This is a genomic window from [Eubacterium] eligens ATCC 27750, assembly GCF_000146185.1.
Taxonomy (GTDB): domain Bacteria; phylum Bacillota; class Clostridia; order Lachnospirales; family Lachnospiraceae; genus Lachnospira; species Lachnospira eligens.
This window is the reverse complement of the sequence record NC_012778.1, coordinates 925,399-937,997: the sequence shown is the minus strand read 5'-3', so window position 1 is coordinate 937,997 and position 12,599 is coordinate 925,399. Positions and strand designations below refer to the sequence as shown.

Annotated in this window: 9 protein-coding genes and 1 tRNA gene; 2 read left to right on the top strand and 8 right to left on the bottom strand. The window is 36.7% G+C overall.

Annotated features, from left to right (window positions below; genetic code table 11):
• Positions 1-14: 14 nt before the first annotated feature.
• The 4 genes from EUBELI_RS04445 to EUBELI_RS04430 form a co-directional block, all read right to left on the bottom strand.
• Positions 15-380, bottom strand: coding sequence for a biotin/lipoyl-containing protein (locus EUBELI_RS04445; RefSeq protein WP_012739159.1), 366 nt, complete (start codon positions 378-380; stop codon positions 15-17).
• Positions 381-382: 2 nt separating this feature from the next.
• Complete coding sequence (locus tag EUBELI_RS13575) at positions 383-1,237, bottom strand: OadG family protein (RefSeq protein WP_049777890.1); 855 nt, start codon at positions 1,235-1,237, stop codon at positions 383-385.
• A gap of 15 nt (positions 1,238-1,252) precedes the next feature.
• Positions 1,253-2,698 (bottom strand): acyl-CoA carboxylase subunit beta, encoded by a 1,446-nt coding sequence (locus EUBELI_RS04435; RefSeq protein ID WP_041688071.1) that lies wholly within the window; start codon positions 2,696-2,698, stop codon positions 1,253-1,255.
• An 84-nt stretch (positions 2,699-2,782) separates the two neighbouring features.
• Positions 2,783-3,427, bottom strand: a complete 645-nt coding sequence (locus EUBELI_RS04430; protein WP_041688069.1) for a thiamine diphosphokinase — start codon at positions 3,425-3,427, stop codon at positions 2,783-2,785.
• A 150-nt stretch (positions 3,428-3,577) separates the two neighbouring features.
• On the opposite strand from EUBELI_RS04430, the gene EUBELI_RS04425 reads away from it, so the two are divergent.
• Complete coding sequence (locus tag EUBELI_RS04425) at positions 3,578-4,120, top strand: tetraspanin family protein (RefSeq protein ID WP_012739155.1); 543 nt, start codon at positions 3,578-3,580, stop codon at positions 4,118-4,120.
• Between the two features lie 62 nt (positions 4,121-4,182).
• On the opposite strand, the gene gltA is transcribed toward EUBELI_RS04425, so the two are convergent.
• The 4 genes from gltA to EUBELI_RS13565 all read right to left on the bottom strand — a co-directional run bounded on the left by gltA (position 4,183) and on the right by EUBELI_RS13565 (position 12,180).
• Complete coding sequence (gene gltA / locus EUBELI_RS04420; protein ID WP_172675985.1) at positions 4,183-5,568, bottom strand: NADPH-dependent glutamate synthase; 1,386 nt, start codon at positions 5,566-5,568, stop codon at positions 4,183-4,185.
• A 17-nt stretch (positions 5,569-5,585) separates the two neighbouring features.
• Positions 5,586-6,464 (bottom strand): sulfide/dihydroorotate dehydrogenase-like FAD/NAD-binding protein, encoded by an 879-nt coding sequence (locus EUBELI_RS04415; protein WP_041688067.1) that lies wholly within the window; start codon positions 6,462-6,464, stop codon positions 5,586-5,588.
• Between the two features lie 55 nt (positions 6,465-6,519).
• Positions 6,520-8,046: a chitobiase/beta-hexosaminidase C-terminal domain-containing protein gene (locus tag EUBELI_RS13570; protein WP_012739152.1), complete on the bottom strand. Its 1,527-nt coding sequence runs from the start codon at positions 8,044-8,046 to the stop codon at positions 6,520-6,522.
• Between the two features lie 231 nt (positions 8,047-8,277).
• A complete protein-coding gene (locus tag EUBELI_RS13565; RefSeq protein ID WP_012739151.1) occupies positions 8,278-12,180 on the bottom strand; it encodes an Ig-like domain-containing protein in 3,903 nt (1,300 codons plus the stop codon).
• A 313-nt stretch (positions 12,181-12,493) separates the two neighbouring features.
• On the opposite strand from EUBELI_RS13565, the gene EUBELI_RS04385 reads away from it, so the two are divergent.
• Positions 12,494-12,565 (top strand) — tRNA-Gly (locus EUBELI_RS04385).
• Positions 12,566-12,599: the final 34 nt, after the last annotated feature.

Genomic DNA, 12,599 nt, shown 5'->3' with positions numbered 1-12,599 from the left:
TATCAGTATCATAATTAATTTAATGAAACTAATACCTTACCTGACTCTACAGAATCACCAGCTGCACACTCAACAGTTGCAATTGTGCCATCCTGAGGAGCACAGATTTCATTCTCCATCTTCATAGCTTCAAGGACAACCAATACATCGCCCTTCTTTACAGCAGCACCTGCTGTTGCATTAACCTTAAGAATCTTTCCTGGCATTGGAGCGTTAACTTTAACTGCTCCCTGAGCACCTGCTGGTGCTGCTGCCTTAGGTGCAGCCTTTGGAGCTGCTTTAGGAGCGGCTGCCTTAGCTGCTGGAGCTGCACTGCCTGTTCCTTCTTCTACAGTAACATCATATACGTTACCATTAACTGTAATTGTATAGTTCTTCATGATTATTTCCTCCTATTATTAACCTTTCTAATTGAGCGGACAACAAGACCATCCGTAGATGTTCCTTCTGATGCTGCAATTGCTGCAGTAATAACTGCAATAAGTTCAAGATCGTCCTCAACATTTTCTTCTTCATTAGAAACAATCTGTGCTATAGCATTATCAACACCAACAGAAGCTGTGTCTTCTTTCTGTTCTTTCTTTCTGTTCTCATATACGCTTATATACTTGAACAGAGAAATAATGAATGAAATGAATATAAGAACTACAAATACAGTTCCCATACCAATAAGTGTATTCATTCCGGCCTTACCCATCTTCTCACCTGTTGTGTATGATGGATTAATAGCTCCACTTTCAAGTGTGTAATCTGTATTGATTACGAATTCGAATGTACATACTCTCTTTTCGAATTTAAGTTTAACTGAAATAGTACATAATTCACTTGTTTCATCACTGACCTTTACATTAATGTTGTTAACATCAACAGACTCTTTGAGTTCACCAAGTTCATCTTTAGTGCTGTTCCAGCTATTGTATAATCCTATTGTTTTAACATTCATTCCCTGCTGGTTAACAATATACATCTTACTGTTAACATCATTAAGGGTTCTTCCTGCTTCTGCATCTGCAATAAGAGCATCTGTTCCTGCTTCACCCTGATTGCTGTCAAGGTAAAGAATCATATCCTTTGCCCAGTCCTTGAGGTAATTCTCAACATAAGCAACCTCGTTATCTTTAATGGATTCTTTAGCTGTATTAGTATCAATCTGTGCATTACCACAGGCTGTCATACTGAATACGCAGGCTAACATGCAGAATAACAATAAGAATCTTTTCAAATTAGTCTTCTTCATATTGTCACCTCTTAATTAAACTGTTCCATGCTTCTTATCAGGACGAACCTCTCTCTTTGAAAATAACATTTCAAATGCAGCGGCTACATACTGTCTTGTATTCTCCGGGTCAATAACAGCATCAACATATCCTCTTGCTGCTGCTGACTCAACACTTGACTGTAACTTAGCATATTCAGCTGCTTTCTCTGAAACAGTTGCTGCCACATCAGAAGCGGCTGCTATCTCATCAGCATACATAATCTTTGCTGCAAGCTGTGAATCCATCATTCCGATAGAAGCTGTTGGCCATGCGTAGACAAGGTCTGCACCTAAAGACTTAGAATTCATAGAAACATATGCGCTTCCATAAGCCTCACCTGTAATAACATTAACCTTAGGTACATCTGCGTTAGCAAATGCATATGTAAGCTTGGCACTTGCAATTGCAATTCCCTTCTCAGCTGCCACTGTAGCTTCGAATCCCTTAACATTAGTAAGTGTAAGTACAGGAATTTCAAATGCATTACAGAAATTAACAAAATTCTCTGCCTTGTAAGCACCCTTAACTGTAAGAACCGGTTCAAACTTCTCAGCCACTTCGCCCTCTTCATCATAAAGAGCTGTTCTGTTAGCTACAGCACCAATAGTAATTCCATCTACCTGAATAAATCCTGTAACCATTTCTTTAGCATATGAAGCCTTAACTTCAACAAATACATTATCATCAGCAATATCTGAAAGAGCTAATGCAGGATCAGCAATCTCTGCTGCCATATCCGGGCATGCTCTGTTAAGATCATCTGTTGTTGCAGAAACTGCAGCATCCTCTTCGTTGTTAGCAGGAAGCATAGAAACTAACTGTCTTACACCATTAGCAATAGTCTCCTCATCTCCTGTAAAATCAACAACTCCTGCTTCTGCCTGGAACTTAGCTGACGCTGAGTCAAGCTTTGATTCATTATTACCATCTAATGCATTAGGGCTGTTAACAAAAAGCTTGGCCTTGCTATCTTCCATAAATGTAAAATCAGATAATGAAGAAAGAATTGCAAGTCCACCGCCACAGTTACCATAAACTGCTGTAATCTGTGGAATAACACCTGATGCAATAGACATCTTCTTATAAATTGTACCGAAACCTTCAAGAGCATCTGTTGCTTCCTGAAGTCTTAAACCTGCGCAGTCAATAAGACCTATCACAGGAGCTCCCATCTTCATAGCATAATCATAAAGTGCTGAAATCTTCTTAGCATGCATCTCACCGATAGAACCATTAAGAACAGTTGCATCCTGGCTGTATACATACACAAGATTACCATTAATAACTCCGTATCCTGTAATAACACCATCGGATGGAGCCTTCTTTTCCTGAATGTTAAAATCTGTAGATCTGGCAGTCACACCAGCACCGATTTCAACAAAGCTGCTATCATCAAGTATTGCTTCAATCCTTGATAATGCCTGTGTTGTATTACTCATTACGAGACCTCCCTTGTTTTTTACGTTGCTATTGCGCAACTCTTTGTTAATTTTATTACAATCTGCCAATAATTACAAGCATTTTTAGTCCTTTGTTTCAAATACAATCACAAATCCTTTTTTTATATTTATAACCGCCTCATTTTCTTTAATTTCATTACTCTGGCATATGCTTAAGCCCTGATGAAGTATATAATCATCAAGCACATATTTAAATCCTGCAAGGCTTATAATTGTTTCTTCAGATAGTGGAACAAATGATACATAATCACCATACTGTCCTTTTTTTGATACTTTTACTTCTCCCATCTTGTCATTTATAAGATATATTTTATTGTGACTGTCACATATAAAACATGGCACATCACTGTCAAGTGCAGCCTTCATATTGCATATATTGGTAAATGTGTGATCCATCCTTGTACCTGTCGCCCCAAGTATATATATGACTGACGCTCCGGCTTTCAACGCATTTATAATAGCAATATGCGTATCTGTATAATCCTTTTCTTTAGGATAAGTCTTAATATCTATACTTTTATACTTATCAAGCAGTCCATCTTCTACTGAATCATAATCCCCCAGTATCATATCCGGCACAAGTCCGAGTTTATCAATATATTTAAGGCCACTGTCAGCTGCAATTATGTATTCCGCATTTATTGTCCTGACAAAATCCTTTGCCCAGCTTATATCAAGACTTCCCCCTGTCACTATAAGTGTTTTCATATCAATCTCCTTAATCTTACTAATCTGTAATATCATTCTTTCGTATTTTACCACATTAATCCAGATGTTCTTTATTTTTTCACAATTTTATTTTATAATATCTGAACAATAAAGGACTTATGGTTAAGTTCTATAACAAGGAGGAACATTATGTCTGAAAACGCAACTGACATAACTAATGACAACATTCAGGATAATAACGGGAATAACTCTCTTCTTACAGGTGGAAACCTGTATGAAAGCAACACTGACAAGTACAAGGATAACTTATCTTCAGCAATAACATTCTTTATATGCGGAGGCATTGGCATTATCCTTATGATTCTTAATGATGCCGGTATAATCAAGATAGTAACTAAAGATTCTCCATCATTCATATTTATTAACATTGTACTTGGTCTGTTATTTATCGGATTCATTGCAATCGGTGTCTGGTCTTTGAAATACTCTAACAAAATTAAAGCCAAGGCTGAAACTGAGGATAAGAAAGCCGCCGATGTACTTAACTGGCTGGAAGACAACATAACTAAAGAAGATATTGAGAATTCTTACACTGGAGATATTCAGGAAGAAATGAAATATTTTAACCGTACAGCTTATGTTAAAGAACAGTTAACCGTACAATTTACTGAACTCTCAGATGAAGAAGCCGAAAATTTTTCAGAACAGTTCGTTGAAAAAATGTTTAATTAATTCTTATAATCAATAAAACCCGCTGTGTAATTAACAGACACAGCGGGTTTACTATATTCTGATTAGTTGTTAGAAAGGAATTCATCAATTCCCTTAGCTCCAGCTTTTCCTGCTCCCATGGCAAGAATAACTGTAGCTGCACCTGTAACAGCATCTCCACCGGCATATACACCTTCCTTAGATGTTTTACCAGTTTCTTCTTCTGCTACTATACATTTTCTCTTGTTGATGTCAAGTCCCTTAGTTGTTGAAGATATAAGTGGGTTAGGTGAAGTACCAAGTGACATGATAACTGCATCTAATTCCATAACAAACTCTGAACCAGGAATCTCTACAGGCTTTCTTCTTCCTGAAGCATCAGGTTCACCAAGTTCCATCTTAATACACTTCATACCTGTAACATTACCCTTGTCATCTGTAAGAATCTCTGTCGGATTAGTAAGAAGGTCAAATATAATTCCTTCTTCCTTAGCGTGATGTACTTCCTCAGCTCTTGCTGGAAGCTCCTCCTCACTTCTTCTGTATACGATATGAGTTTCTGCTCCAAGTCTTAATGCTGTTCTTGCAGCATCCATAGCAACATTACCACCACCAACGATAGCAACCTTCTTAAATCTTGCTATTGGAGTATCATACTCATCCTTGAAAGCTTTCATAAGATTACTTCTTGTAAGGTACTCATTAGCTGAGAATACTTCGTTAGCATTCTCGCCCGGAATACCCATGAATCTTGGAAGACCTGCACCAGAACCTATGAATACTGCATCAAAGCCTTCATCTTCAAGTAACTGGTCAATTGTCATTGACTTACCAATAACAACGTTAGTCTCAATCTTAACGCCTAACTTCTTAACATTCTCAACTTCGTGGGCAACTACTGTTGACTTAGGAAGACGGAATTCAGGAATACCATATACTAATACACCACCAGCCTCATGTAAAGCCTCGAATATAGTTACGTCATATCCCATTTTTGCAAGGTCTCCGGCACATGTAAGTCCTGAAGGACCTGAACCGATAACAGCAACTTTCTTGCCTTTCTTCTCTGTTGGCTTCTCTGGCTCAACATTATTCTCTCTTGCCCAGTCAGCAACAAATCTTTCAAGCTTACCAATTGATACTGATTCACCCTTGATTCCTCTGATACACTGACCTTCACACTGTGTCTCCTGTGGACATACACGGCCACATACAGCAGGAAGTGCACTTGACTTACCAATAATCTTATATGCTTCCTCAATATTTCCTTCTTTTACCTGATGAATAAATGCTGGGATATCGATAGATACAGGACAGCCCTGAACACATCTTGCATTCTTACAGTTAAGGCATCTTGTTGCCTCTTCCATAGCTTCTTCCTTGTTATATCCAAGACATACTTCATCAAAATTCTTATTTCTTACGTCAGGAGCCTGCTCTCTGACTGGCACTTTCTTCATTACGTCCATTTTGAAACCCATCCTTTCTAATTACACTGTCCACAACCGCCGTGATGTGTATCGCCTTCCTGAAGCTTGAGCATTGCTCTTCCCTCTTCAGTTCTGTACATAGCACTTCTCTTCATAGCCTGGTCAAAGTCTACAAGATGACCGTCAAACTCAGGTCCGTCAACACATGCAAACTTAATCTCATCGCCAACCTTAAGACGACATGCACCACACATACCAGTTCCATCAACCATAATCGGATTCATGCTGACAATTGTAGGAATTCCAAGTTCCTTAGTAAGAAGACAGACGAATTTCATCATAATCATAGGTCCGATTGCTACACATAAATCATAATGTTTTCCTTCTGCAACAAGATCCTTAAGCACATCTGTACCCATACCTTTTCTTACATAGCTTCCATCATCAGTTGTTATGTAAAGATTACCAGCAACGGCCTTCATCTCTTCCTCTAAGATTATAAGTTCCTTATTCTTAGCACCAACGATAACATCAACATCTACACCATGCTCATGCATCCATTTAACCTGTGGATATACAGGTGCTGTTCCAAGACCTCCTGCAATGAATACAATATTCATCTTTTTGAGTTGTTCAATATCCTTGCTGATAAGCTCTGATGGACATCCAAGAGGTCCAACAAAATCTTCAAATGCATCTCCTGCTTTAAGATGTGACATCTTCTCAGTAGACGCTCCAACTATCTGAACAACTATTGTTATAGTTCCTGCTTCTCTGTCATAATCACAAATAGTAAGTGGAATTCTTTCGCCCAAATCATCCATCTTTACAATAACGAACTGGCCAGGTTCACAATGTTTAGCAACTCTAGGAGCTTCAACATCCATAAGGAAGATCTTCTCTGCTAACTTCTCAGCCTTAAGAATTTTATACATTACAATTCTCCTTTCAAAAAGTAATATTATGAAGTGCATTACGCACAATCAACCTTTAGTATTCTTTGGCAGAATAACTGCCTTCTGTACCTGTAACAGTATACACCTTACCGCTTGATGTATCAACGCCATATAAGCCTGCAGTTGTTGTAGAACCACCCTTTATTACATCATACCTGATAATATACATTTCCTTATCAGAAACTGTCGCCTTAGTTTCATATACAAAATTAGCTTTTGAACCATCTGCTGCAATATTTTCTGATTTTAACACTTTTTTTGCTATCAGTGTATTCTTAAGCTGGCTTTCTGCCTGACTGAATGTATATTTATTCTTAACCTCAACATTATAATTACGTTTTACAACTGGACTGCTCTGATTGTGTTCATTAACTATAATAAATGATACAACTGTATTACCTGATGGCATTGTGAACTCCCCTGTATACTCTGTTGATGCTGCTGTAGGTGTTGAACCATCTATTGTATAATACGCCTTGCATTTATCTGGTATATTATTAATCACTACTTTTTCGCCTTCTGAATACTTACCGGATACAGGTGTAACATCTGGTGCTGCCGGTGCTCCATACTCAATAACATATTCTAATTCGACAACATTACTGCTCACACCTATAGAATTAATCGCAACAGCTTTTATTTTGGTTGTTCCATTCTGTATTTCTATCGCAGAACCATCATATAAATCACTCTTTTTACCTGGCTCTGAACCATCAGTTGTGTAATAAACAACTGCCCCTGTATCACATGTAAATTTAAGTTCAATATTATCATCATATGAACCAGCTGCCTTTGATGGTACAGGCTCATTTACAATATATTCTTTAACAACATCTTTACAGGAACCATCTTCATATTTTCTTATAAGTTTAGTTAAATTATCGCCATCCTCTTTCTTATAATATATCTGTGCCAATGATTTAACAGCATCTTTATAATTTTCATCATAAGAAAGAATGTCCTTTAACACATCAACTGCATCATTCTCATTGCCTGAACTCTCATAACATTTAAACAGTGTGTATTTAAGATCAAGATTTTTCTTTCCTTTAGCATCTTTGGATGCCTTGCTGAGCATCCCCGCTGCATCTCCATAATTACCTTCTTCATATAACTTCATTCCCTGATTATAATAATAATCATATGACTGTTTTTTCTTCTTAGATGCAGATACAACAATAATAATTGTAATAATTGCTATAACAGCCACTGTTGCTGCAACTGAAACAATTATTATTTTTTTCTTTTTATCGTTTTTCTTCTTTGCTGAAATATTTCCATCAGCTTCTGGTATTTTGTCCTCTTCTGTTTCTGAATAATCATCATCCTCTAATAACGGATTTTCTTCATATTCATCATCTTTTAACAATTCCTTAGGAATTGTTGGAACAACCTGTGTCTTCCCATAATCTATATCATTAACATTCTGTTTTTTTTCAACAACACCATTTTCAGTTCCTACAAATGCTTTGGCAACTGTAGTTTCTTCTTCAGCCATTTTTTGTAATGACTTTGCAATTTCATCTTCTAAACTTGTGTCTTTATTAAAATCGTCTGACATTGTAGACCTCCATACAATTAAATAACATTTTGATATTAACATATTAAGACATTTTAATCAATAAAATAGATTTTTATGATTTTTATTTTTGTTTAACCAAATATACACACTTTGCTCACATTTAATGTATATATTATATATCAGATAGCAAAGAGAATTCTTTCTATCTCCCCCTCATATTTTAAAAAGGAGATGTTTGACCGCATCTCCTTTTTTCATGTCTTTATTTAATTATCTAATGCTTGTTACCCTTACAACACAGCTAAAAGTCTTATCATTTACAACTGCAGTTATTGTCGCCGTTCCAGCCTTTCTTCCTATAACCTCACCAGATGATGAAACTGTACACACTCTCGGATTACTGCTTCGCCATGTTATTTTGCTTGTCGTTCCAATGACATCAAGAGTATATCTGTCATACTGCTCAAGAGTAATATTTGATCTGCTAATTGCAAGCGAATGAACTGTACATGTTGATTCTACACCTGCACCATCACTTATAACAAAAACATCTGCTGTTCCTGGACCAACTGTTGTAATAACACCATTGTCATCTACAGTAACTATACCTGTATCAGATGAATACCATTGATAAGAATCAGTATTAACAGTAGGTCTTACTATTACTGATAATTTTCTTGATCTGCCTGTAAGCATATATATATCTTTTGAATTAATTCTTAAAGAAGATATATTAACTACCGGCGTAACATAAACCCAGCATATGCCTTTTATATTATTACCATCCTGTGATGTTGCTGTTATCTTAACCTTTCCTGTACTCAACGCAAATATCTCACCATCCTCATCAACTGTAGCAATTGACTCATTTGATGAAGTCCATGTGACATCTTTAATTGTTGCATTCTCAGGATAAACATTTGCTGTAACTTTCTTTGAATCTCCAACAAGTAATCTTACTGTACTTGGTACTATTTCAATTCCAGTTACAGGATTAACAACTTTAACAATACATGTTGCTGTAACACCGCTACCATCTGCTGCAGTTGCTGATATAACAGCATTGCCCACTGATTCTGCACTCAGATTACCCTCTGAATCAACATAACATATACTGTTGTCTGAAGATGACCATATAACATTCCTGTTAGTTGCTGTTTCTGTACCAACCGTTGCAATAAGTTTTCCTGTTGCACCAACATTCATAAATTTATCTGTTTCACTAAGCGTAATGCTTGAAACATATTCTTTTACTACAATCGTACATGCTGCTGTTAGGTGACATTCCTCTGTTGTAACCTCAATAACACAACTGCCTCCCTTTAATGCTGTTACAACACCATATTCATCTACCGTTGCAACTGATGTATCACTTGAAAAATATGTAACATTCTTATTCTCAGCATCTATTGGTTCTATAGATGGAATAATAGCATATTTTGCTCCAACCCATAACTCCTGATAATCAGAATTAAGTTTAATGCCTGTAACCGGCTGTGTAACTGTAACAACACAATATGCTGTAAGTCCTGTATCTACATTCGTACATATTATAGATGTCGTACCTGCTCCTGTAGCAGTTACCTTTCCATCACTTTCCACTGTACAGACTTCTTTATCACGGCTTTCCCATGAAACTATCTTATTATCAGCATTCTCTGGCAGACATGTTGCATTAAGCCAGAATACCTGTCCTTTTCTTACTGTAATATCTGTTGTATTAAGGACGATAGATGTAACAGGCTGTTTAACATATATATTACACATGGCAGTTACACCACCATCTAAAGACTTGCAAAGAATTGTTGCACTACCTGTTCCAACAGCTTCCACAAGTCCATTAGAATCTACAATACAAACATTTGTATTAGACGATTCCCAGCTTACTGTTCTGTTAGTCGCTGTAAGAGGAAGAACTTCTGCTGTTATTCTTAATCTGTCTCCCTTTGACATTATCTCATCTGTATAATCAAGTTTGATTGTCTCAACTGGAATACTTATAATAAAATTACATGTAGCAAGAAAAGCACCATCCTCTGTCTTGCAGACAACTGTACAATATCCTGGTGCAACATATGTTACAAGTCCATTTTCATCAACCTTGCAGACAGATTCATTAGATGATGACCATGTAACATTCCTGTTAACGCCATTACCAGATGGCAATACAGTAGCAACAAGCTGATACTGTCCGATTGCCATTGCTGATTCTACAGTTGTTGCATTAAGAACAACTCCTGTAACCGGCTCCCTTACATATACGTCACATGTAGCAACTTTAAGACCATCTTCTGTTATTACTGTAATTGTAGTAGTTCCACCAGAAACACCCTTAATAGTTGCTGTAAAGCTGTCACCCTCTACTGTTGCAACACTTGTATCTGAAGATGACCACAAAACATTCGAATTAGTAGGTCCTGATGGATTAAACAATAACTGGACTGTTCCTGTACTTCCTCTGTCAATTGTAAGTGACGATGGATTAATAGTCACTTCTCCTACAGGAGTTGTTACATATATAACACATGTTTCCGATTTAATAACACCGTTAATATTCTGCGATACCTTAAGATGAACTATACCGGCAGCTACTCCTTTAACAGTAAATATTCTTCCATCATCAGACTGTGATACTTCAATTAAATCATATGTAGGAACAACTCCAGCTGCATCAGGCTGATTAGTAACTGTATATGTTATCTGTTCCTTTGTTGGATTATTAGTCACCAGTGCTGTTATATCAATAGTACTTCCTATATTAACAGTAGTAGAAACTGTACTTAATCCAAATCCATCAATTACTGTTATTTTATAAACAAGCTGATAAGGAAGTCCATAAACTGTATATAATTCATCCTGCACTCTTGTTGCATATATAGTTGCTGTTCCTGCCCCAACAGCCTTAACAAGACCTGTTGATGAATCCACCTGAAGAACTGTATTATCAGATGTTGACCATGTAACTTCTGACGCAATGGCAGATGTTGATAACTGTAACTGGTCTCCAACATTCATATTGCTTACTTCATTTCCCATTTTCTTAAATGGAACTACAATATTCACTGCATCTTTAGTGAACCATGACTCATTACCACCCACATCTAATGTTGTAAGTCCTGCACTTACAGTAGTCACCCCTGCATGAACACCACAAACTGTACCGGCAGCTACTGTTACAATATTGGTATCTGCTGTTCTGTATACAACATTTGACTTTTCAGGATATACAACATTTGATGGTAGTTCTTCATATGAAAATGTTTCATAATCTTTATCAGATAAAACCATGTATTTAGCTGAAGGATTACTCTGTAAATGTGTTATAAAATGTCCTTGTGCATTAGTAATATTTTCTTTAAACTTAACTTCAGATCTTACTGTAAATGTATATGTAAGCGCATTAATTCCACTTCCATCTGATGTTCTTGCTGTAATAGTTGTTGAACCGCCTCCTATCACTTTAAGCACAACCTTTGATGAATCGCGATAATACATTTCAACAACACCATCAGATTTAACCTCTCCACTTGAATCATTAGATGTTTCGATAAAAAGCTTATTACTCTCACATGTATTTGCTGTGATTGTAATAAGATCTCCCTCTTTCATCAAGTCAGCTTCCTGAAGTGTCTGGTTTCCTCTTTCCCTTACAACATTAACATTGATAGGAACATATACTGCTGCAGTCGATGTTGCAAGAACATTATCATATACAACCGCGCCTGACTCTGAAAATTTTTTAGAATGATATGCAGCAGTTATTGTTGCCGCACCAGCTCTGTTACCGTATACAGTAGGATTAGTTGTACCAGATATATTCTGTAAGTATGTATCTCCACCTGAGCTTGGATTCAAAAACTTTACGACATCATAATCCTCATCAGATATTGACCACTCAAGTCTGACAGGACTTGCTATTCCATTATTTGATGGATTACTGGCATCATAATACTCATCATCTGTTCCTGAAAGATTAGCATGAATCACCGTTGATGTCTGTCCCTGCGCAACACTCGACCGTGCAGGTGTCAGACTAAGTGAAACACTTGAATCAGCATTAGCAAAAATAAATACACCTCCACACGCAACTCCTGCAATAAGTACCGCTATGGCAATCTTCCATTGTAATTTCAGACGCATTGTAATCTGCTTTATTTTCCTTATATTCTTCATATATATCCCTCACTTTTAATATTCCATTAAAATAAAGTTGTCTTTAAAATGTACAAACTAATATCTATTATATTATATCGAAACATTCTTTATAAATTTTACAACCAGTAGTGGATTTTTTCAATACAATATACAATATTTTCTATTTTTTTTTGGAAATATACAAATTGTACACCTGGGTTTTATCCTTATTCAATTAAATAATTTCTTAATTTCAGTTACATTTTTAAATTTTTTGCTTGACAGATTCATTTTTTATGTGTATTATGTCACTTGTGTTCGCGAGAAATTCCATTCAAGGAACATTACATATGCGCGAGTGGCTCAGTGGTGGAGCACCTCCTTGCCAAGGAGGGGGTCGCGGGTTCGATCCCCGTCTCGCGCTCTTTTATTTTGTAAGGAAGTCAGTATTTATCTGG